The sequence below is a fragment of the Neobacillus niacini genome (assembly GCF_030817595.1).
Classification (GTDB): Bacteria; Bacillota; Bacilli; order Bacillales; family Cytobacillaceae; genus Neobacillus; species Neobacillus niacini_G.
Genome location: NZ_JAUSZN010000001.1, coordinates 3,205,330 through 3,230,000 on the forward strand (window position 1 = coordinate 3,205,330; position 24,671 = coordinate 3,230,000).

The 24,671-nt window shown below is 36.8% G+C and carries 14 protein-coding genes, 3 tRNA genes and 1 riboswitch (1 of these 18 running past the window's edge); of the genes, 3 read left to right on the plus strand and 14 right to left on the minus strand.

Annotation, left to right across the window (positions count from 1 at the left end; genetic code table 11):
* Nucleotides 1-8: 8 nt before the first annotated feature.
* Nucleotides 9-815 (plus strand): YitT family protein, encoded by an 807-nt coding sequence (locus QFZ31_RS15295; protein WP_307304084.1) that lies wholly within the window; start codon nucleotides 9-11, stop codon nucleotides 813-815.
* 136 nt (nucleotides 816-951) lie between these two features.
* Here the strand turns inward: QFZ31_RS15295 and QFZ31_RS15300 are convergent, their stop codons facing one another.
* The 11 genes from QFZ31_RS15300 to QFZ31_RS15350 all read right to left on the minus strand — a co-directional run bounded on the left by QFZ31_RS15300 (nucleotide 952) and on the right by QFZ31_RS15350 (nucleotide 21,231).
* On the minus strand, nucleotides 952-2,316 hold the full coding sequence (locus QFZ31_RS15300) for an amino acid permease (protein WP_307304086.1): 1,365 nt from the start codon (nucleotides 2,314-2,316) through the stop codon (nucleotides 952-954).
* Between the two features lie 148 nt (nucleotides 2,317-2,464).
* A riboswitch (glycine riboswitch) is annotated at nucleotides 2,465-2,545 on the minus strand.
* A 118-nt stretch (nucleotides 2,546-2,663) separates the two neighbouring features.
* Complete coding sequence (locus QFZ31_RS15305; RefSeq protein WP_307304088.1) at nucleotides 2,664-4,007, minus strand: GH1 family beta-glucosidase; 1,344 nt, start codon at nucleotides 4,005-4,007, stop codon at nucleotides 2,664-2,666.
* A gap of 93 nt (nucleotides 4,008-4,100) precedes the next feature.
* On the minus strand, nucleotides 4,101-6,425 hold the full coding sequence (gene yicI, locus QFZ31_RS15310) for an alpha-xylosidase (RefSeq protein ID WP_307304090.1): 2,325 nt from the start codon (nucleotides 6,423-6,425) through the stop codon (nucleotides 4,101-4,103).
* 121 nt (nucleotides 6,426-6,546) lie between these two features.
* On the minus strand, nucleotides 6,547-8,208 hold the full coding sequence (locus QFZ31_RS15315; RefSeq protein WP_307304092.1) for an ABC transporter substrate-binding protein: 1,662 nt from the start codon (nucleotides 8,206-8,208) through the stop codon (nucleotides 6,547-6,549).
* Between the two features lie 132 nt (nucleotides 8,209-8,340).
* On the minus strand, nucleotides 8,341-9,222 hold the full coding sequence (locus tag QFZ31_RS15320; RefSeq protein ID WP_307311589.1) for a carbohydrate ABC transporter permease: 882 nt from the start codon (nucleotides 9,220-9,222) through the stop codon (nucleotides 8,341-8,343).
* 45 nt (nucleotides 9,223-9,267) lie between these two features.
* On the minus strand, nucleotides 9,268-10,233 hold the full coding sequence (locus QFZ31_RS15325) for an ABC transporter permease (protein ID WP_307304094.1): 966 nt from the start codon (nucleotides 10,231-10,233) through the stop codon (nucleotides 9,268-9,270).
* Nucleotides 10,234-10,389: 156 nt separating this feature from the next.
* A complete protein-coding gene (locus tag QFZ31_RS15330) occupies nucleotides 10,390-11,937 on the minus strand; it encodes a response regulator transcription factor (RefSeq protein ID WP_307304096.1) in 1,548 nt (515 codons plus the stop codon).
* A complete protein-coding gene (locus QFZ31_RS15335) occupies nucleotides 11,930-13,717 on the minus strand; it encodes a sensor histidine kinase (protein ID WP_307304098.1) in 1,788 nt (595 codons plus the stop codon). Before QFZ31_RS15335 ends, QFZ31_RS15330 begins: the two co-directional genes overlap by 8 nt.
* Before the next feature lie 168 nt (nucleotides 13,718-13,885).
* Nucleotides 13,886-15,916: a beta-galactosidase gene (locus tag QFZ31_RS15340; protein ID WP_307304099.1), complete on the minus strand. Its 2,031-nt coding sequence runs from the start codon at nucleotides 15,914-15,916 to the stop codon at nucleotides 13,886-13,888.
* A gap of 41 nt (nucleotides 15,917-15,957) precedes the next feature.
* The gene (locus QFZ31_RS15345; RefSeq protein WP_307304102.1) at nucleotides 15,958-18,303 is read right to left on the minus strand and encodes a glycoside hydrolase family 95 protein; all 2,346 of its coding nucleotides are present in this window, start codon (nucleotides 18,301-18,303) and stop codon (nucleotides 15,958-15,960) included.
* Between the two features lie 84 nt (nucleotides 18,304-18,387).
* Complete coding sequence (locus QFZ31_RS15350; RefSeq protein ID WP_307304103.1) at nucleotides 18,388-21,231, minus strand: glycoside hydrolase family 3 protein; 2,844 nt, start codon at nucleotides 21,229-21,231, stop codon at nucleotides 18,388-18,390.
* A 268-nt stretch (nucleotides 21,232-21,499) separates the two neighbouring features.
* On the opposite strand from QFZ31_RS15350, the gene QFZ31_RS15355 reads away from it, so the two are divergent.
* On the plus strand, nucleotides 21,500-22,177 hold the full coding sequence (locus tag QFZ31_RS15355) for a YesL family protein (RefSeq protein WP_307304105.1): 678 nt from the start codon (nucleotides 21,500-21,502) through the stop codon (nucleotides 22,175-22,177).
* Between the two features lie 205 nt (nucleotides 22,178-22,382).
* The gene (locus QFZ31_RS15360) at nucleotides 22,383-24,113 is read left to right on the plus strand and encodes a cellulase family glycosylhydrolase (protein ID WP_307304109.1); all 1,731 of its coding nucleotides are present in this window, start codon (nucleotides 22,383-22,385) and stop codon (nucleotides 24,111-24,113) included.
* Nucleotides 24,114-24,385: 272 nt separating this feature from the next.
* Here QFZ31_RS15360 and QFZ31_RS15365 read toward each other — a convergent pair.
* From QFZ31_RS15365 to QFZ31_RS15375, 3 genes are all read right to left on the minus strand, one after another.
* Nucleotides 24,386-24,466 (minus strand) — tRNA-Leu (locus QFZ31_RS15365).
* Between the two features lie 23 nt (nucleotides 24,467-24,489).
* Nucleotides 24,490-24,575: transfer RNA gene (locus QFZ31_RS15370), tRNA-Leu, on the minus strand.
* 39 nt (nucleotides 24,576-24,614) lie between these two features.
* A tRNA-Cys gene (locus QFZ31_RS15375) sits at nucleotides 24,615-24,671 on the minus strand (it continues 14 nt past the right edge of the window).

The following is a 24,671-nucleotide window of genomic DNA, read 5'->3' on the forward strand; positions in this document are numbered from 1 at the left end:
TTATTGGTTTGAAAAATCTATTTGTTATCGCAGGCTCATTGGTTGTGGCTTTTGCCTTTAATTTCTTTCTAGTTCCATATGGAATCTTGAGTAGCGGGATAAGTGGTATTGCTATTTTGATTGGGTTAATCACTCCATTTGATATTGGCTTAATGAATCTGCTGCTAAATCTACCCTTACTGATTTTAGGCTATTTTAAACTTGGGAAAATGATAACAATCAATACACTCATTTGTGTTATATCACTCTCGGTTTTCTTATATCTTTTGCCTGCAGTTCCTGTGACAGACAATATATTACTCTCAACCATTTTTGGCGGGATCATTGGAGGCTTTGGAGTCGGCATCATTTTAAAGTCCTCCGGAACTTCTGGTGGTTTGGATATTATTGCGATTATCCTTTCCCGAACAAGTAATGCTCCCGTTGGTCTTCTCCTGACTGCTATGAACGGCATTATCGTTCTTATTTCTGGAGCTGCTTTTAGTTGGAATATCGCATTATACACACTCTTGTCTATCTATCTGACTGGTAAAATGATTGATACCATTCACACGGATCATATAAAATTGACTATGCAGATTGTGACTTCGAAAGGTGAGTTAATACGAAAAGAATTACTCGAATCAATCTATAGAGGGCTTACAATTACGGAAGGTTATGGCGGCTACTCTCAAGAGAAAAAACAGATAATCATGATGGTCGTTACACGATACGAAACGGCACAAATAAAGAAAATTGTCCGAAACCATGATGAAAATGCATTTATAAATATATTTGAGACAGTAGAAGTTGACGGTTTATTCGCTAAAAATTAGGAGATTATGATTATTTTCCATATGCATTTTGAATAAGGAATTGTACAAACCTTTGTCACTCAGTTTAAGTGTAAATGAGTGATTACCAACAAAAGAGCGCCTTTCAATGTGAAAAGCGCTCTTTTAAGTTTTGCTTCTATGCTGATAGTTTGATATCTTTATCCTTTTTTCTACTATTGGGATACAAAATAAATAATAGAATAAACCATAGCGGTGTCAACAATAAGGCAGGACGTGTTTCTTCCGCAACCATCATAATGATGAGAACTATTGCAAACAACGTAAGGACAGCATAGTTAATAAATGGTGTGAAAGGTGCTTTGAATGTTGATTTTGCCTGTAACTGCGGCTGTGTTTTCTTGTATTTTATATGGCAAAGGAGAATGACTCCCCAGACCCAAATAAAACAAATAGCACTAATGGTTGTTACGATACCAAAAGCTTGTGTCGGAATAAGTTTACTCAACAGCGCACCGACTGATACCACAAGCGTGGATGTCAATAATGCGTTGCTTGGTACATAATTTTTATTCAGTTTTGCAAAATTGGATGGCGCCTGATCATTTTTGCTTAAATTGAAAAGGATCCGGCTTGTTGAAAACAACCCGCTGTTACAAGCAGAAGCGGCTGAAGTTAATACGACAAAATTAATAATTCCTGCGGCTATTGGAATTCCAACCAAACTAAACGTTTTTACAAAAGGACTTTCTGCTGCATTTAGCTCTGTCCATGGATTCACACATAATAGAATAATTAGTGCGCCAACGTAGAAAAAAAGAATTCTTGCTGGAATTTTATTAATAGCCGATGGGATATTCTTTTCTGGATTGGAGGTTTCCGCTGCCGATACACCCACTAGTTCGACTCCTACATAAGCGAATACAACCATTTGGAATGATAATAAGAAACCTGAAATTCCGTTTGGAAACAGTCCACCATGTTCCCAAAGATTTTGAACTGTTACCGTTCCTGCATCTGTATTGAATCCCATCACAAGCAAAATAACCCCAATGCTAATTAAGACGAGAATGGTAATTACTTTTATTAAAGCAAACCAAAACTCCAATTCACCAAAAAGCTTTACCGTTAATAGATTGAGTCCTAATAAAATGATTAAGGAGATGATAGCAGGTACCCATTGTGGAATATCAAACCAATATTGTACATAGACTCCAACTGCAATAACATCAGCCATAGCAACCATAATCCAACAAAACCAATACGTCCAGCCAGTCACAAACGCAGCCCGAGGTCCAAGATAATCTTCCGCAATGTCTGTAAAAGATTGATAACCCGCTTTAGACAACAAAAGTTCTCCTAGTGCCCTCATAACAAAAAAGACAGCAATACCCACGATTAAATAAGCAAAGATAATCGATGGTCCAGCCAATTGAATCGCTTTACCTGAACCTAAAAATAATCCAGTGCCAATGGTGCCTCCAATTGCAATTAGCTGAACATGCCGATTTTTTAAATCCCTCTTTAATTCTTGCTGTGCCATACCTTACTCCTCCTAGAAAATAATGTGAAACGATGATCAATAAACTATTGCAAAAAAAAAAGAGATTGGAAGTTCTCCAATCTCTTAGGTCTAAGAATAATAAATAATAGTTGTCATGCTACGATTATCAGCACAACAAATAAATATTCAGTACTCTTCTGTCCTTTTGCCTGAGATAGTGAACCCTTCGGCGCCGCGGTATTTCAGCGGTCTCTCCAGAAGCTGCTCCTGCTATAGTTTGATCCATAGCATTCATAGCTGCTAATATTAATTTTTTATTGAAATAGTTTTTTCAATATTTTTTAATTTTAATAGTAGGTAAATAATTTGTCAACAACAACAACAATTTAATATTCAAACCAATTGTTATTTACTACTTTTTTATACCAATAGTAACTGTCTTTTTTCCGACGTACTAATGTATTATAGTCCACATGGACAATTCCAAACCTTTTACTAAACCCCTCTGCCCATTCAAAATTATCTAACATAGACCACAAGAAATAACCTTTAATATTCACTCCTGATTCTATTACTCTGCTTAAGGCTGTTAAATGCTGCTGAAGGTATTTAATTCTCTTGGCATCTTTTACAGTGCCGGAGACAGGCTCATCATTGTAGCATGCCCCATTTTCAGTAATATAAATGGGTACATTTCCATATCTTTCAGTCACATACGATAATACGTTATAAAATCCATCCGGATAAACAGGCCATCCAATATCAGTACGATCATAACCCATTTCGACTATTTCACAATCAAATAGCCCAGTATTCTCCTTATAACGTCCAATTTGACCAGCATAATAATTGATTCCTAAGAAATCAATTGGCTGTTGGATGGAATCCATATCGCCTTTCTCTATAGGGAGCTCTACACCTTTTTCCTTAAACCAATCAACTAAATTCTGAGGATACTCCCCTATAAAAACAGGGTCCATAAACCATCTAACTTGATGATCGATCTCTCTGTAACAAGCCTCAACATCTTCTAGCCTATTGCTAAATGGTTCAAACCATGTTGTATTTGGAGCATAGCCAATTTCACCTTTAGTGCCAAGCTCTCTAAATTTTTGTACAGTCCTTCCATGGGCAACTAGTAGATGATGAGAAATATCAGTGGCAAGTTGTAAATCTTTATTTCCAGGCGCATGGGCACCTACATAATTAGCGATATATGAAATACATAATGGTTCATTTAGCGTAATCCATTTTTTTATTTTCCCATTGAATTCCTTAAACATTGTCTCTGCATATTCCACAAAAGCTTTAACCGTATCACGGTTTGCCCAGCCGCCAGTATCTTGGAGGGCTTGGGGAAGATCCCAATGATACAATGTACACATTGGTTCAATACCATTTTCAAGTAATGCATTAACAAATTTATGATAAAACTCTAATCCTTTTGGGTTAATTTCTCCCTTGCCGTTTGGAAAAATTCTTGGCCAAGCTACTGAAAAACGATAAACACTAATTCCTAATTCCTTCATTAGTTGAATATCTTCTTCATATCGGTGGTAGGAATCACAGGCAACGTCCCCGTTATCACCATTTACCACCTTTCCAGGTGTATGAGAAAAGGTATCCCAAATCGATAATCCACGCCCATCTTCAAAAGCTGCACCTTCAATCTGATAAGAAGCAGTTGCGGTGCCCCACTTCATGTCTTTTGGAAATTGAATAATTGTCATAATTAGACCCTCTATCAATGCAATTTTTTTAATCTAAAAATTTCAGAACACACCTAGTAAAGAGGTATGTCCTCTTGTTATTATCCAGTTTGATTACAGACTAACTTTAAAGCTTTGAGTACCTTGTTCTGGTATCAGTTTCATCCCCAAGTCAGTTGCCTCAATTTTCACATTATCAGTCTTGCTTATTTCAGAAATGCCTCTCAATAAAAGGCTCCATGGTTTTCCAGTTGTTTCAGTAGCATTTACAATAAGCTCATTTCCAAATCGAGTTGCTGTAACCGTTAATTCTACTTCTGATTTCGGGTTACGGACTGTAACAGTTGTCGTTTTACCATCCTCTAGTTGAAAGAGATGAAGTTCCACATTATCCGCATAATCATAATCTGCATGGTATTCATCTGAACCCATTGCGATAATCGAGTTAGGACGTGCATATAATGGAAGACTTAAATAATCGTGATTCTCATGGGTCCATGTCCCGCCATCGACTATTTCATTTGTTAAAAGGTGGGTCCATTTACCTTTAGGCAGATAAAATGAGACATCCCCCTCTTCATTTAGGATTGGAGCTACAAGCAGGGAATCCCCAAACATATATTGCCTATCAAGTGTTTCTGCGGCTAAATCATCTTGGAATTCAAGAAGCATTGCTCTCATCATAGGAAGTCCTAGGGTTGAAGATTCATTTGCTGAATTAAATATATACGGCATTAATTTTGCCTTTAATTTCGTAAAGAATTTTGTTACCTCTACTGCTTCTTCATCGTATGCCCAAGGTACACGGTAAGACTTGCTGCCGTGTAATCGGCTATGACTTGATAGTAAACCAAATGCAACCCAGCGCTTAAATAAATCAGCTGGTGCTGTACTTTCAAATCCGCCAATATCATGACTCCAGAATCCAAAACCTGTCAATCCAAGCGACAATCCTCCTCGGATACTTTCAGCCATAGATTCATAGGTAGCATCACAATCACCGCCCCAATGGACTGGGAATTGTTGACCACCCGCAGTGGCTGACCTGGCAAATAAGGTTACCTCTCCATCTCCGAGCTTATCCTTTAATACATCAAATACAACTTTGTTATATAAAAACGTATAATAATTGTGCATTTTATCTGGGTCTGAGCCATCATAGTAAACAACATCCGTAGGTATTCTTTCACCAAAATCAGTCTTAAAGGAATCAACACCCATATCTACTAATCTTCTAAGATGGCTGGCATACCATTCACAAGCAGCTGGATTTGTAAAATCAACAATTCCCATACCTGGCTGCCATCTATCCCACTGCCACACATCTCCATTACGTCGTTTAATAAGATAGCCGTTAGCAGCTGCTTCATCAAATAGTTTGGATTCCTGAGCAATATACGGATTAATCCAAACACAAATTTTTAAATTTTTCTCTTTCATCCGTTTTAACATTCCATCTGGGTCAGGAAACATTTTCTGATCCCATTCAAAGTCAGTCCAGTTTAAAGCCTCCATCCAGAAACAATCATAATGGAAAACAGAAAGTGGAATATCTCTGTCACGCATTCCTTCTACGAAACTATTAACCGTTTCTTCATCATAGTTTGTCGTAAAAGAGGTAGATAACCATAGTCCAAATGACCAGGCAGGCGGCAATGCAGGTTTCCCTGTTAAGGATGTGTAATTGGATATAACATTTTTCAATGTTTCCCCGCCAAAAATAACGTATTCTAATGATTCACCTTTAACACTGAATTGAACTTTTGATACTTTTTCTGAAGCGATTTCTAATGAAACATTTTCTGGATGGTTAATAAATACTCCATAACCTTTATTAGATAGGTAAAAAGGGATATTTTTATATGATTGCTGTGATGCCGTTCCACCATCCTGATTCCATAATTCAACAACTTGGCCATTCTTCACAAAAGATGTAAATCGTTCTCCAAGACCGTAAATATTTTCCCCAACACCTAAATTCAGTTCTTCTCTCACATAGGTTGTTTTATCAGCACTTTCGGTAATATGAGTCATTGCCTTATAACCGCTGGCCGTCATTTTTTTACCATTATAAAAGTATTTGACTTCCCATGGTCCTTTTTTATTGATAACTGCACTCGTTTTCCCACTAGTGAAGCTAATTTGTTCTTCCGTTTCCTCTATTGAAACAGGGATTTGCTTTTCAAATAAATTAAATTCCGGTCCTCGCTTAACCTTCCCTTTATGGTGGACAATTTTTACGCGAATTGCATTTTTGATTGGTGCTGAAAATTCAACTGTCAATAAAGCTGTATCTAACTGGAATGCACGGTCAGAGATATCCTTTGGCGCAACTAGTACCTTTAATGTGTTTCCGGATTGAGTAGCTTTAAAAAACTGCACCCCGGAAATTAGCTCGAGTCCTTCTCGAATCAACCAATAACCATCTGTAAATTTCATGATTTCACCTCGTAATTTATGGAATCCATTTAAACTATAAAAAATGAATGCCATTTTGTTTAAAAGAGACCCAGATGTTACTTGGGTCTCTTATTTTGTTTCTTATTCACCTAGTCCATTTTTAGTTATTCCAAAGCTCTACTCTTTCTTTAATTAGTTCAGTACGCATTACTTCTGCTTCTTTTGCACCAGCCTTATCTATTTCTTTTAAGAAGTTATCATAAACTTTATCAAAGTCAGCAGGCTTCGCTAAAATGGCCTCTGGAATACGTTTCTTCACAATATCTAGTACTTTTTGTTCGATTAGCGCTAAGTCTGAATCACTTGGAACTTGGATATTAAAAGATACACCCCAAGGTTTTACAGGGAATTCATCTTCTTGTGGATATAATTCTTTCCACATTTCAACTCCATAGTTAGAAAGTACTTCTTTTTCTACATCCGTATAAGAATCTTTTACTTGCTCAGGAGATGCGATGGTATAGGTCTGTCCATTAGAGTCTAGAACACCATCGCCATAAGCAGGTGCAAACCCTTTTAGAACACCAATTCCAGTTTCTTTTACATAGTTAGCATTGTTATTTCTTTTATCCATTTCTTCATCAGAAATGACACGTTTACCATCTTCGATTGTGTAGTGTTCTCCTTCAATTCCCCAGTTTTGAAGAATTTGACCTTCTTCAGAAGCAAGATAATCAAGGAACTTAATAGCCGCTACTGGATCTTTACAATCAACTGTGATACCAATACCCCATCCAGCTAAGTAACCAGCATTTTGGAAGTTAGCGTGTCTCATATCCTCCGTTAACGTTGCAGGGTATAATCCATACATTTTGTCATGTGAACCTTGTTCACGTAATGAGCGCTGTGCCTCAGCAAATTCCCAATCATCGTCAATAATCCCTAATACACGGCCGGAAGATAATTTTGCTAAGTATTGGTCGTATTTTTGAACAAAGCTTTCTGGGTCTAATAAACCTTCAGCATTCATATGGTTCAACCAGCGGAAATACTCTTTTTCTTCTGGACGTTTGTAATGGAAGATGGCTTCATATGTTTTAGGATCAACATAGAATTCACCATCATCCGATACTCCCGTTGTCCAGAAAGCCGGGTTAGTGGTAGAAATCATAATACGCCAATCATCTGCGAGTAATGACAATCCAATGGTAGGCTGCCCATTTACTTCAGGGTATTTTTCTTTATATTGTTTAATAGCGTTTTCATAATCCTTTAGCGTTTTAATCTCAGGAAATCCTAGTTCCTTCACTACTGAGTGCTGTAGTCCAACACCATGACCTGGACTAAAATATTGTGTATCTACTGGGGTTGTTGGCAGAATATAGATAGACTCGTCTTTACTGCTCCATTTTAAGCGGTTCATGTAATCACCATAGATTTTTTTCAAGTTTGGAGCATGCTCTTCTATAAGGTCAGAAAGATCGATAAGTGCGCCAGCTTCAACTAATGTACCTGCTCCACCTTTTGGTGTGATTAAGTCAGGGTATTCGCCACTTGCAACCATTAAGGCAATTTTCTGATCTCCACCATTTACGTCAAATTCTGGTTTTAAGGTTACTCCTGTTTTTTCTTTTACCATTTTACTGACAGGGCTGCTCATATCATCCCATTGGTTATGTGGATCGGCGCTGAATAATGTGAACTCTGTTAGTCCTTCTTTATTTTTCTCGCCATCACTATTAGACTTACTTGTACAGCCAGAAATGACCAGTACTAAGCAAGCAACTAATAACAAAGTAATCTTGCTAATACGCTTTTCCATGTTTTATCCCCCTATAGTCTGTTATTGGTATTTTACATCGACGAATCGTTATATCAACTATTTCTCTTACCTGCTTTCTCCAATCACCCCCCTACAGTTACGTTTTCGTGACAAGTAATCCTTAACGTCACTCTAACTTTTTACTGCACCAATCGTCATTCCTTGAACAAAATACTTTTGAACAAAAGGATAGATGACTAAGATAGGAACAATCGTAACAATGGAAATGGCCATTTTTATTGATTCAGGAGAAACAAATGTTTTTAATTGATCCGCAGTCATCCCTTTCATCGAATTAGGATCCGTACTTCCCATGGACGTATTTTGTAAGATTTTCATTAATTCATATTGCAAGGTAGTTAAATTTTCATTCATGCTATTGTATAAATAAGTATCAAACCAGGAGTTCCAATGCCCAACAGCAACGAATAATGCAACCGTTGCCAAAACAGGCTTACACAATGGCATAATAATTTTCCAGAAGATTGTAAAGTCATTTGCCCCATCAATCTTTGCTGATTCCTGCAAAGCATATGGAAGTCCATCCATAAACGACCGAACAATGATAATATTAAATGCATTTACAATACCCGGGATAATGTAAACCCAATAACTATTTATTAATCCTAAATCCCTAATTAACATGTAACCCGGAATCAGCCCGCCTGAGAAATACATCGTTAGTACAATTATGGTTGAGAACCATTTCCTGCCTTGAAAGTCTGCACGGCTTAGTGTGTATGCAACCATAGCAGAAGAAAGGACTCCTAGGATTGTCCCAATAATGGTACGAGAAGCTGAGTTAATAAATCCTGTAATCAAGTTATCGTATTGGAATATTTCTTTATAATTGTCTAATGTAAACGATCTTGGCCATATATAAATGCCGCCTCGAACAGTATCTATTGACTCATTTAAGGAAATGGCTAATACGTTTAAAAAAGGATATAAGGTTACTACCGAAATAAAGAGTAAATATATATATATAAAACTATCAAACAAACGATCTTTCATTACTGTTTTGTTAAGTGTATTATGTCTTCTCAATTTTGTTCCTCCTTACATCACACTGGAGTTTGAGTATTTCTTGAAAATTCCATTGGCCACAAATAATAGAATAATACTGATTACAGAGTTAAATATGCCGATTGCAGTCCCATATGAGAATCGACCTAACCCGATTCCATAATTCAATGCATACAAATCTAGTACTTCTGCATAATCAACGACTAAGTTATTTCCTAACAGCATTTGTTTCTCAAACCCAATGCTGGTTAAATGGCCGATATTTAAAATTAATAAAACGAGTACCGTTGGCCTTATACCTGGCAGCGTTACATGCCAAATTTGCCTTAACCGGCCTGCACCATCTACCTTTGCTGCCTCATATAGCTGAGAGTCAATCCCTGAGATTGCAGCAAGGAAAATGATTGCATTCCATCCCATCTCTTTCCAAATATCAGAAGCTACAACAATTCCCCAAAAATACGTACCTTCTGCCATAAATTGGGTAGGTTTATCAAGAATACCTAAGCTTACTAACATTTCATTAATAACCCCACCATCAGTAGAGAGCATTTTTGTCACTATGCCAGCAACAACCACCCAAGATACGAAGTGTGGCAAATAAGTAATGGTCTGGACTGTTCGTTTAAATATGGATATCCGTACTTCATTTAACAGGACTGCAAAAATAATCGGCATTACAAAACCTACCGTTAATCCAAGAACACTCATACCAAGTGTATTTCTTAGTGCCCGATAAAACCGTTCGTCTGAAAACAGTTCTATAAAATGTTCGAACCCAACCCATTCTTGCTGGAAAAGAGAAAGAGCTGGCTTATAATTTTGAAATGCCATTGTCCATCCCCATAAAGGAAAATAATTAAAAACAATAACTAAAAGAACAAAAGGGACAGACATCAAATATAAATATTTTTGTTGCACCAATGTTTTCCAGAAGCTCTTTTTTGGGGGTTTTTGAATAATAGTAATTGATTTCTCTTTGCTAGTAACCGCTCTCACACATTAGACCTCCTCCTTACTTATATACTAATGATAACGCATTCAAAATGGACATAATACCTAACAAATTGAAACAAAAATCATATAAAATTTTGATATACGGAGGTCAAAGGACAGGTAAAAATAAAAGAACGTACACCGAATGAATCGTGTACGTTACAGCTTCTCCTTTCTAAAGTTACTAGGAGACATTCCAATATATTTTTTAAATTTATTATGGAAATAATCTACATTAGAGTAGCCAACCTTTTCAGCTACTTGATAAACCTTCATACCACCGGATAATAATTTTTTTGCATTTTCCATTCTAACCTTATCTAGATACGTATTAAAATATTCCCCGGTATGGTTTTTAAAAATCTTACCTAAGTAAGCACTGTTGTAATCGAATATCTTAGCTAGATTTTCAAGCTTTAGATTCTCATGATAGTTACGATGAATGAAATCTACAAGTTTTTTTAGTTGGTCTTCATAATTCCCAACATTTAGACTAGTAATCACTTTATTGAATAAACTATAAATAAACTCTAGTAGTGAATTGATAGAAGTTTTACTATTTATTTTGTGTAGTTCTGCCGTTACATCGGATAATGTCTCGCCAAGCTCTGGCTTATTTACTGAACATTTGCTAAAAACTAGAGATAATAAGCGTATATAATTAATTTTTATTTTCTCTTCCGTATGATTGTTATTGATCATCGTTTGAGCAGCATTGATAATTTCATCTTTCATTGCATTTTCATTTAACGCATCAAGGGCAAAATATAATTTTTCCGCAAAGGAATGCACTGGGAATTCATTTAACGGCACATCCTGTATGTATGCCTCTTTAGGTTGGAAAACAAGTTCTGAGTCTGTTCTTAGAAATTTAGTCTCCTTATAAAAGAATTGAAAATCAAGTCTAATCTTTGTACTCTTATACTCTTTACCTAAACTGCTAATCTCATTAAATACTTCGCTTAAGCACATAACAATTGACGAGTTTTTAAGATAGCTTTTCACTTTATCATACAGTTCGTTATAAGATTTTAGGCTTGGTCTTATGTTTTTTAGTAAGATACAAAGATAACGATCTTTAATAAATAAATAACCCCAATTCCCTTCAAGGTCTTGTGCTAAAAGCTGCCTAAAATCCTCAAGTTCTAAGTTTGTATTATGAAGCAGCCGAATCATCACTAACTGGTAAAACCTACCATCCAATCCAAGTTCTGAAATATCCCCATATACTTCCTCGATAGGCACCTTTTCACTTTGATCAATAATCGTCTGTACTACAGTGTGTCTGATTTCCTGTAAACTGGCAGTCCTTACCTGATTACCTGATTGATCCTTGTCTAAATTCAGCTTAATTCGTTGAATAAAACCAATCAAATCCTCTTCCTCGACAGGTTTTAATAAATAACCAGCTACATTTTCTCGTATAGCCTTTTGGGCATATTCAAAATCGGCATATCCACTCAAAATAATAAACTGTACCTTATCATCCTCTTTTCTGATTGTTTCGATTAGTTCAATACCGCTCATCCTTGGCATACGTATATCGACGATGATTAAATTTATTTCATTTGCCCTATATTTCTCTAAAGCCTCTTTACCATCTTTTGCTGTATCGATTACTTGGTAACCAAAATCATCCCACGAAATAAGTGTTTTCATACCTTCACGGATCATCGGTTCGTCATCAACTATTAACACGTTATACATGATTATTCCCCCTTACTGGTATGACAAATGAAACCTTTGTCCCACTATTAGGATTGCTCTTAATGGAAAGACCGCTTCTCTCTCCAAATGTAAGTGTAAGCCTTTGATGCACATTAACTAATCCAATTCTATTGCCTCTATTATCTTCTGTTTTTTCTAGTACCTTGTTAATGGATACCAATTTATCTTCACTGATACCTTTGCCATTATCAAAAACGATTACATGTAATTCCTCTTCCATCATCTTTGTTGTAATTTCTACTTTTCCCCCGTGTGCTTGGTCTTCTAAACCATGAAGGACTGCATTCTCTACGAGAGGCTGGATGATAAGAGGATGTATTGAAATATTTTCTGTTAAAGGATCAATAGTTAATGAATACGATAAACGATCATCATAACGAAACTTTTGAATGTCAAGGTAACACTTGACTAATTCCATTTCACTTTGTAACGTTACCATTTCTCCTGTAACAGAAATGCTTTTTCTCATTAGTTTTCCGAGCAGCTTGACCACTCCTGCTATTTCCTTTTCACCTTTCATATGAGCTTTCATTCTGATTGATTCTAGGGCATTGAAAAGGAAGTGAGGATTTATTTGACTTGCCATCATTTTTAATTTAATTTCCTGTTGACGCTTCTCTAAGATGTTGTTTTTGATATGGGCTTTCTCCACCTCGTCTATTAGCTCTTTAATATTTCGAACCATATGATTTACTTGATTTGATAATAAGCCTATCTCATCTTCCCCATCCACATGGATATCGACGGTCAAATTTCCTTCAGAGACTGTATCTATTTGTTCACCAAGTTTAAGGAACCGGTTTGCTAAAAGTTTTGAGAAGAAGTAGATTAACATAACAGCAATAACTAAACTGAATATGATTACAACCAAGCCCAACAGTAGAAATTTGTTTGCATCCGCCATAATAATCTTCTTAGGTATGACCGAAACGAACCTTACCTTGTTAGAACTAATCTCAGGTAATAAAATATCAACAAGAACTTCTGATTCTTCTCCATCAACCTCTCCAGTAAATGTACCAGACCATTCACTAGGTGGGATGTCAATCTTAACCACTTCATCAATCTTTTTTCCGATAAATTTTTTGCGATTAGAAACGACAATATAATTATTATCATCTAGTATCATAACTGGCGTTCGTTCTTGGCTGAGCATATCCGACAGATGATTATTGTTAACATTTATTACAAGAACAGCATTTGTTTTATAATCGTGATAATTTATATTACGTACTAAACTTAAAAATTTTCGATTCTTTTTTGTCTCATCTGGGATATAATACCATCCTATCAATCCATGAGCTTCTTTAGCTGAACGATACCAAAAGTCACTATGAATAGTGTTTTCAGGCATAAACCTCCAGTTATTTAACATCGTTTCATTCTTTGTATAAACTCGTATATTAGAAATTTCTTGATAAGTTTTAAGATATTCTTCGAATTTATGATAATTATTATAGGCTGAAACGACCTCATGAATGGTACTGTATTGTGTATTAACTATTTCCTTTAGCTCCGTATCTAAGGTTAAGTTATTCGATACATAAATCGCCTTTTCCAATGTCTCGGCCGTTCGCTTTTTAACCCTTTCTAAATCAGATGACACTTGTTCTTTTGTCTCAGTGAGAGCATTCGATCTTAATTCATGTGTTAAAAAGGAACCAACAGTAAGCAGAGGAATGAACACAGCTATGATAAAACAAAATACTAACTTAGAGTGGAGCTTCATATTATTAAAATAGTTTTTAATTTTTCTCATTAAAATTGCACCACCAAAACAATTACGCGTAAGCGCTTTAATCATTAACCTAACATGTATATTTATTATTCTATAGTAGTTTACAAGATTAGCAATTATTAATGGGATAAAAAAAACTCCTATAAACAAAGAGGCTATTTATCGTTATAGCCCCTCCGTTTGCTCCCTTTACCCTTGTTCAATAATAGCTACATCAAATGAAGCTAATTCAATAGCTTCCACTACTTCACTTTGGGTTAATAGATTAACACCTCTTATACCAGGCAGTTCAACACTTAGGGAATCATTATTATGATTTAATACAAAAATAAAGGTTTTATCTCCCTTTGTTCGTTTTGTTATTTCTATTCCATGTTTATTTGCTGGAATTTTGTTTTTTATACCTTTTTCTTCGGCAATTTGATTGATTAAATCAGCTAAAAATGGTTGATCAGGGCTTGAGGCAATATACCACGCTTGGCCTTTGCCAAACTTATTCTTCGTTACTACTGGTCTGCCCTGGTAGAAATCTTCCCCATACCTTGCTATTACATCCGCACCTTCAGAATGAATAAGGTCAAATAACAGATTGCAGGTGTACGTCCCCTTTAAATTGCCATATTCCTTCTCGATCACAATCTTATTACTATGTTCTGGAGCAAGTGCGTCAACTTCTTCTGACCAAATTCCTAATACATTTCGTAATTCACCCGGGTAACCTCCGAGTATAACAAGATCACTTTCATCTACGATTCCACTAAAGAAAGTTGTTAAAAATGTCCCGCCATTTTCTACAAATCCCTCTATCTTTTTTGCATATCCCGGTTTTACCATATACAAAACGGGGGCGATGACAACTTCGTATTGAGTTAAATCTGCCTCTACACTTACGATATCCACTTGAATATTCATATCAAACAATGCTTTGTAGTATTTATGAACTTCATCTACATATCTCAATGCAATGGACGGACCACTTGAATATTCAACACCCCACCAATTATCCCAGTCAAACACAATCGCTGCTTTAGCGTTAACCCTCGAATCTAGTAACCTATCTTTTAATAGAACAAGTTCTTCCCCGAGTTCTGCTACTTCACGGAAAACTCTCGTATTTTCATGGCCAACATGTTCAATCACAGCGCCATGAAATTTTTCACATGCCCCTCTTGAACGTCTCATTTGGAAAAATAACACGGTATCGGACCCATGCGCAACTGCCTGATAGCTCCATAAGCGCATTACACCTGGACGCTTTAAAGAGTTGTATGGCTGCCAATTTTGTTGACTTGGAGTTTGTTCCATTAACATAAAGGGTTCGCCATTCTTTAACCCTCGCATTAAATCATGCATCATAGCTGTATAACTTACGGGTGTATCCATAGATGGATAATTGTCCCAAGCGATTACATCCATATAAGGGGCCCATTTCTGATAATCTAATGGTTTATAAGCACCCATAATATTGGTAGTAACAATCGTTTCCGGTATTTCTTTTTTAATCAATTTATACTCCATTTTATGGCATTCTAGCATACTATCAGAATTAAACCGGGCATAATCTAATGATATCCCTTGAAACATCGTTTGCCTTTCTCCGAAGTGCTCACTTAAAAGATTCGGTGTTACAATTTCATCCCAATCGTAAAACGTATGTCCCCAAAATTTTGTATTCCACGCTCTATTAACGTTATCTAATGATTGGTATCTCTTTTTTAGCCAAACACGAAATTCCTTCTCACAATTTTCGCAATAGCAGGCACCGCCCCATTCATTCGATATATTCCAAAGCAGTACAGCCGGATGATTTTTATAGCGGTCAACTAGTTTTTCAACAAACAGAGATGCATATTTTCGGTAGGTAAGACTGTTTGGACATGAATTATGTCTGCCGCCAAACTTTCTTTTCTTCCCATCAAATTCAGTCCTAAGGATATCAGGGTACTTCTTTGCCATCCAGGCCGGATGGGCTGCTGTTCCTGTTCCAATCCCAACTTGGATTCCATTGCCATATAAAGTCTCAATCACTTCATCTAACCAGGTAAAGTCATAGGAAACCTCGTCCTTCTGAGAGGTTGCCCACGAAAATATATTTACTCGAACAAAATCAATTTTAGCCTTTTTAAACATCCTTATATCTTCATACATGGTGTCTCGGTCATACTGTTCTGGGTTGTAGTCTCCACCATAAATCATTTTTGAGATTTTTGTACTAATCATAACTTTCACTCCTTATGTGTAGTCTTTACAAGACCTACTGATTACTCCACTGCTATAACTTTAATTTTTTCATTTTTCTCTACTGCCAGCACATTAGCTGTTATAACTGTACCGTCTTCTTTTTCCATCCTTATTCGCTTTCCATTGTATGAAACTTTTAGCTGGTTTTGACTACTTGATATTATTTCTGCTATTTTTAGTTTGCCTTCAGCCCACTCCATATTTACCTCAAAACCACCTCGTGTTCTTAAGCCGCTGACTTGGCCACTCCTCCATACATCCGGTAATGCGGGTAAAAGTTCAATTTCTCCCAGATGGCTTTGGACTAACATTTCTGCGATTCCCGCTGTCCCGCCAAAGTTGCCGTCAATTTGGAAGGGAGGATGATCATCGAAAAGGTTCGGATGTGTGGAACGTGCTAATAATGTCTGTACAAATAAATGTGCATTTCTGGCGTCGTAAAGACGTGCAAATAGATTTATTAGCCAAGCACAACTCCAGCCAGTATGCCCGCCCCCGTTCTCTAAGCGGTATGTTAAGGATTTTTGTGCAGCCTCAACTAAATTTGGGGTCTCTATATGATTAATTTGGCTGCCTGGGTATAGCCCATATAAATGGGATACATGTCTATGACCAGGTTCGTACTCAGTGAAATCCTCCACCCATTCCTGCAAACGTCCTTCACGATTAATCCTGAATGGCACCAACCGTTCTAATACATGAGAGAGTTCCTTGCAGAAATCATCTTGAATGCTTAATCGTTGACCTGCATTTAGACAATTTAAAAATAACTCTCTGATCAAAGTTACGTCCATTGTTGAGGCATAGGAAACAGCTGTTGGCTTACCATTATGGGAAAGAAATTTATTTTCCGGTGATGTTGAAGGATTTGTAACTAAGTACCCGTTTGGTCCTTCAATTAACCAATCTAAGCAAAACTGTGCAGCGTTTTTCATCAATGGATAGGCTTTTTCCTTTAGGAATCCCTCATCTCTTGTGAATAAAAAATGTTCCCATAAATGACTTGCCAGCCAAGCCCCTGCCATTGGCCAAAAGGCCCATGAGGCCTGGCCTGTTGTAGGAGTAGACTTCCGCCATAAATCAACATTATGGTGTACAGCAAAGCCCCTTGCTCCATATAATTCTCTCGCTGTTATTTCTCCTGTTAGACATAAATCCTCGATCATAGTAAAAAGAGGCTCATGACATTCTGTTAAATTGCAAACCTCAGCTGGCCAATAGTTCATTTCTGTATTTATATTGGTCGTATAATCACTATTCCACGGTGGTTGGATATACGGGTTCCATATTCCTTGCAGGTTTGCTGGCTGAGTCCCGGGTCTAGAACAAGCAATCAACAAATAACGTCCGTACTGGAAATACAATGCCTCAAGTGAAATATCATTCCGGTTGCTTTTATAACGTTCTAGTCTTTCGTTTGTAGGCAGTTCTTCATATTCTTCCTCGCCGCCCAGAAATAGGGAAACACGATTAAATAAAGCTTGATGATCCTCAATATGACGTTGCTTTAATTCATCAAAACCTCTTTCTGCTGCTGTGGTTAATATCGTCTGACATTGATTTTCAACAATTCTTAAATCTGGGTTGGGCATTTCATTAAAGGTTGTAAAATTTGTTTTAGCAGTTAGCAGTAAAATAACTTCATTCTCACCTGTAGCATCAATTGTTCCATCTGACACAGATTTGTTCCCATTATCTTTCGAAGCTAGCAGATGAAATTGAAAGCTCAAGCCTCGATGTTCATCGTATAAAATCTCCCCAGGCTTTTTCACGGAAATAGGGCTTTTTCCATTCAATATAAGCAACTTGTTATTGGTTTTTTTTATTACATGCGGGTGTAATGAGTCTAGATGAACTCTCAGTTTTATAGCAGGACTGTTTGGACCTACAGCTTTTACCCTTATCGCAAGAACCTGATCAGGGTAACTTACAAACGTTTCTCTACGATACTTACAATCCTTTATCTGATATTCAGTCAAGGCAACAGCCGTTTGTAAGTCTAATTCACGCCGAAAGCTTGTTACAGCCCCTTCACATATATGTTCAATCGTCAAATCACCTAGAGGCTGGTACGCTTCACAATCTTCTCCAACCATATTTTTTTCTATTAATTGTTCAGCCTCAGAATACTCACCTTTAAAAATAAGCTCTCTTGCCTTCTCTAACGTATGAATGGCATTTTTATTTATCTTTGCTCCTGGTTCACCCGACCACAGTGTATCTTCATTCATTTGAAGTCTTTCGTACTTTGCACCTCCGAAGACCATGGCTCCTACTCTTCCATTTCCGATAGGCACTGCTTCCTCCCACTTTGAGGCAGGAGATGTATACCATAATTTCAAATCATTTCTTTTGGCGTTTTCCAATATTTCACCTCTAATCTGAAAAGGTCAGTAGGCATTGACTGCCTGCCTGACCTTTTCACCTTTATAGCCCTAGTCTCCATACAACTAAGCAATGAAACGGAAATAACTGATCAATAGCTCACCGTTACTTACAAAATAAATCTTGGTATTTACCTCATTTTCAGGTAATGTAACTGCACCTGTTATGGTATGCCAGCTTTGACTGCCACCTGTGTTATTAACCACTAGCTGGCCAATCTTTTCTCCCCCAGGCTGCCCTATATATATATCAATCTCGGCTTTTTCAGATTGATTGGCTGCACGAACTTCAATCGATTGTAAGCCTCTGCTAGCATCTACATCGGAAAACATAATCCAAGATCCTGTTTTCATTTGGACGGAATGGCCGCCTTCCTTACACTCATTTATGACAGTCCCATAATAATCATCATAGTTTTCTGCTCTGGTATTCACGTAAAGATTTCGTAAAGGTATGGTTTCTCCATTTACCTTTAGTCGTTCATGCATCTGTATTTCAGAGGATGATTTTCCAACTAATAACTGATATACGCCTGTTTCCACACAATATTTATCCCTTGTAACATCCCAAACCGCTAGATCACCGGCTCTAATGGTAAATTGTACTTCTTGTGAATCTCCAGCTTTGATAGAAACTCTTTTAAAACCAATTAGTTGTTTAAGCGGCCTTTGGTAGCGAGATTCTAGTGCACGGAAGTATAGTTGTACAACCTCATCACCGGCAATCGAGCCACTATTTTTTACGTTTACGCTTATGGATACCTCTTCGTTCTCATTTATTTCACTAGTGCTCAGTCTAAGATTACTATACTCAAAATTTGAATATGATTTTCCATGTCCAAATGGGTATAATACATCCCCATCGAAGTACAGATACGTACGCTTACCTTTAATAATGTCGTAGTCGAAAATATTTGGTAACTGGCTGACCGAGCGGTACCATGTCATATTTAATCGTCCCGCTGGATTATAGTCTCCAAATAATACATCGCTTATGGCATTCCCCAATTCTTGACCCGCATGTGAGGTGTAAAGAATGGCTGGAATATTGTCATCAACCCAATTTATGGAAAATGGGTAGCTTCCAACAACAACTACAATGGTATTAGGGTTCACTTTATATACTTCTTTAATTAACCGTTCTTGTGATTCCGCTAAGGTAATATCTGGTCGATCAATTTCTTCCTTGCCATTAACCACAGGATTATTTCCGACAAATACAATCGCCACATCAGACTCTTTTGCTGCTTTAACCGCTTCTTCCAAACCATGTTCGATCATTTCTTTTTCAAGTAAAACAGAATTACTACTACCTTTGTCCTCAGAAACCTGTAATTTACCGTTTTCACCAAATACGACAGCATGATTATTCCAAGATGATAGCTTAATCTTGCTCTCATTTTCTGGAATTATGTGTAGAACTTCTTTTACAAACCATCCATAGATCTCTTCAGCAGAAGCAGCGATATTTTTATCATCAGCCGATGTTACGTACTTACCATTATCTAATGAACGGACTGTATAGCTTCCCCATCCCCAATCCGAAAGCTCAAACCGCGCTGCTTCTTGTTTTTCTTGCTTAGTGATGATTAGCGGGCTGTTTTCTTCCGCTCCTAGAGAAACAAAATCACGGCCATGTTTTAACATGATCTTATCATTTCCGCTATGGAAAGTTACCTGTTTTCCTTCTAACTTGCTTTTTATTCCTTCATAAGGAGTAAGGGAATAAGGGAAATCTCCTGAATACCAATCTCGATAAACAATATCTCCTAATGGTCCGATTACTGATACCTTATTAAGAGCTTTCTTATTTAATGGTAGTGTGTTATTTTCATTTTTTAACAGAACAACAGATTCTTTAGCAGCACGGTTCGATATCTCAGCGTGTTTCGAGTCACAAATAATCGATTCAGTGATCGTAGCATATGGATTATTTTCTGCCGGGTCAAATTCTCCCAAGCGAAAACGTACCCGAAACGTATTCCTCAATGCGCAATCTAGATCATTTTCATTTATTAAATTTTTTTCCACTGCTTCAAATATCGCCTTCGTTGTTTCATCAAAATCATCTGTCATACTATCAATTCCATTTTTAATCGCCTCAGCAACAGATTGGGCATGATTATCATAATAGCCATGCTCTCTTACAACCCCTAACAAATCTGCTGCGTCACTGACTATAAACCCGTTCATTCCCCATTTTTCCTTCACGATTTCTTTTACATAATGATGCAGAATAGCTGGTGTACCATTAATGGAATTGTATGCTGTCATCATGGAGTAGGCACCGCCTTCTTTAAAAGGCACTTCAAAAGCTTTAAGATAATATTCGTGCATGTTCCTAGGATCAATACTCGCCGAACAGCTTCCACGGTCAATTTCATTGTTGTTTGCAAGAAAATGTTTTAGTGTCGCAACAGCTTTGAAGAAAAACGGATGATCCCCCTGAATTCCTTTTACTAGCGAGGCCGTTAGTTTCCCTGTTAAATACGGATCTTCACCATATGCCTCCTCCGTTCTCCCCCATCTTGGATCTCTTTCCATATCAACAGTAGGAGCCCATAATGTTAACCCATTTATTTCTGGATTTTTCTTATAAAAAGCCCTGGCTTCACTGCTAATGACATCCCCAACTTCCTTCAGCAATTCCTGGTTCCACGTACAAGCTAATCCTATTGTCTGAGGAAAAGTAGTTGCCTTCCCTAACCAGGCCATACCATGTGCGGCTTCCGTTCCCTGTTTATGCGCTTTTATTCCTAGTCGGTCAATTGCCGGTTGATATTGACACATCAAATTAACCTTTTCTTCAAATGTTAATCTTGAAATATGGTCATTCAGTCTAGTTTCCAATGGTAATTCGGGATTTTGAAAGGGAAATTCGTATATCTTTTTTTCTGCTATTCTTTCCATCTATTTCTCATCCTCGCTATTTAATTTTATTTAATGTCGTGTAGGAAACGGTTACAAATATAGAAACATTAAATGTAATCGCTATCCTAACTCTAGCATCTTTCCTCGATACCAAAACACCCTAATTATTATAGAAATTATCCATTGTAATTTAGAGATAATCGTTGATAAGGATATTTTGGTCATTAGGGCAATAAAATAATAGATTTACAAAGTTATATTTATATGGTTTATTGAAAAAAGAAGAATGGAAGAGGAGTGAGAGTCGTTGAATAATGTATTCGGGAGAATGCAGCCCATCTTTGAATGGATTACTAATTTGGCTGCATTGAACATAACATGGTTAGTATTTATTTTACCTATAGCTTATCTAAGCGTACTTTTGGTTCTTGTCGAAAATACGAGTCAGGTTCTTATGGTATTACTTACAATTGTAATCTTATCACCATTCTTGTTATTTCCTGCTACTACGGCCATGTTTGGGGTTGTTAGAAAGTGGTTCATGAAGGAAGAGATTAAAATTGTTAAATCCTTTTGGACATTTTATAAAGAAAATTATAAGCGCAGCCTCTCCGGAGGACTTATTCTGTCTTTCCTATGGTTAATGGGAGTAGTTGATTACCTATACATCAAATCAGACGTATCTTTTGTAAATTACATAGTTTTATTTATTTTGGCCATCTTGTTTCTCTATACTTTGTACTTTTTTTCAGATACTGTTCATACTGAATCAAAGCTTACACAGAGCTTAAAAAACGTACTGATCATTACGGTTGCAAATCCTATATTCTCTTTTGGAATTGTATTAATATGTATTTTTATTTTATATGTTAGTTTTACCCACCTTCCCTTTCTAATTATTCTCTTCATAGGACCTTTTATTGCCATACTTGGTTTTTATGGATATCAAAAAGTATTTACTACCATCATCAATGTGCAGAAATAATATCTTTACCTTTTAGACATACATGGAGAGATAACTAATCTTCCAATGCATGTCTCTTTTTTAATTCAGAGCCAAAAAAACCAGAAAAGTCTAATTCTTCCATGAAATTATATCCAATTTTTTACGTATTACAAGCCCTAATAGTTTGATACCATATTCATGTAAACGTTTACACTAAAATATTATCAATAAAGGGGAGTTTAGGTTGAAGTATTTGAGTAAACTATTTTTATCTGTCCTTTTACTTTTCGGTTTAACATTGCCTAACAATAGTTTTGCAGCGGAAACAGTGGAAAGAAAGGAAAAACCAGCCTATGATATTATGAAGTATGCGAATGAAATGCAGCCTGGATGGAACTTAGGAAATACTTTTGACGGATTTGATACTGGAAAAGTAGTACTGGATGAAACCGCCTGGGGCAATCCCCTCGTTACAAAAGAATTAATTTCTAAAATCAAGGATCAAGGTTTTAATAGTATTCGTATACCCATTACATTTGATACAAGATTAGGAGAAGCCCCAGAATATACGATTAATCCCGAATTTCTAATCAGAGTAGACCAGGCTGTAAATTGGGCGTTAGAGGCAAAGTTGAAGGTTATGATCAACATTCACCATGATTCATGGAGTTGGGTTGCAAATGGCATACCTTGGAATCATGATATTACATTAGCAAAATTTAATGCAATCTGGTCACAACTCTCCAAACATTATAAGTATTATTCTACTGATTTAATGTTTGAAAGTTTGAACGAACCTCAGTTCTGGGGGTCTGGCGGGGATGTTGAAGGTCAGCAATTTTTAAATGAACTTAATGATTCTTTTTATAAAATTGTTAGGGAATCTAAAGGATTAAACAACATTCGTCCACTGGTTATTCCAACACTCCATACTAATTTCGAAAAACAAGAAAATGTAGACAACCTATACAATTGGATTGCCAAAACAAATGATCCTTATATTATCTCAACGGTTCATTATTATGGCTTCTGGCCATTTAGTGTCAATATTGGTGGATATTATACCTTTGAAGAAAACTCCATGAAACATATTACTGAAAATATTAACCGCGTGTACGATAAATTTATTTCAAAAGGAATCCCTGTAGTAATTGGTGAATTTGGTCTACTTGGATTCGATCAAAATACAGGTACCATTCAACAGGGTGAAAAACTTAAATTCTTCGAATATATGATTAATCATGCGGAAGAAAAAGGAATCATCCATATGCTTTGGGATAATGGGCAGCATTTTAACAGGAAAACGTTAGAATGGAATGACCCACATTTGTATAACATAATGGCAGCCAGTTGGAAAGGAAGGTCCTCAACTGCAGATACAGATTTCATTTTCTTAAAACATGGCGAAAAAATGACCGATGTAACTAGAACGTTGAATTTAAACGGTAATAAATTGGTTTCTCTCAAGTTAGGGAAAAATAATTTAGTTGAAGGAAAAGACTTTATTCTAGAAGGTAACTCTTTAACATTAAAAGCAAGCTTGCTTTCCCAATTAGTTTCAAACGAAATAGGAAAAACATCTGTATTAACCGCAGCATTTAATAAAGGCGCTGATTGGTACTTTACTGTTTATAATTATGAAACGCCAGTTATCAAATACTCAACAGGGACAACCAGCAATTTTACTATTCCATTGCAATATAATGGAGATCTTCTCAAGACAATGGAAGCAAAATATGTAGATGATGGAAGCAATGCTGGACCACAAAACTGGACATCTTTCAAAGAATTTGGTTATGCATTTGCTCCTAATTACCAGGATAACCTCGTAACCTTTCCATATGGAAATGAGCGCTTCTTCAAGGAGCTCAAGGATCAACGTGAAGTAGAGTTAACATTCCATTTCTGGAGTGGTGAAACAATAAAATATTTTGTGACAAAAGATGGCGGTACAGTCATTGGTAAAAGTGAATAGCAGATAAACCGGACGAAGCAGCGGGGTTACAGCTTTCTATCCAATAAGAGCAAAAATAATAAGGAGGGTTACCAAAATTCAAAATTTTGGTAACCCCTTTTTTTATAAATACTCTAACATAATTTTTCGGGTCTACTCGTGCCCAGATGATATGTATACCCTAATAGAGTGGATGCAATATCAAACAGTAAAAAACTTTTAAAAGTATTCTTTCTTTCATTAAAAAACACTCACAAACGTTGAGTAAACAACATTTGTGAGTGTTTTTGAGATACCGGTGGTCGGGGTCGAACCGACACTCCAGAGGAACACGATTTTGAGTCGTGCGCGTCTGCCAATTCCGCCACACCGGCATTATATAATTTTGTTAAAGTAATGCCGAGGACCGGAATCGAACCGGTACGGTAGTCACCTACCGCAGGATTTTAAGTCCTGTGCGTCTGCCAGTTCCGCCACCCCGGCACAATAAAATGCGCTTTTAAATCTCAAGTAAAGAATTAAAGGCGGCAACCGGATTCGAACCGGTGGTAAAGGTTTTGCAGACCTCTGCCTTACCAC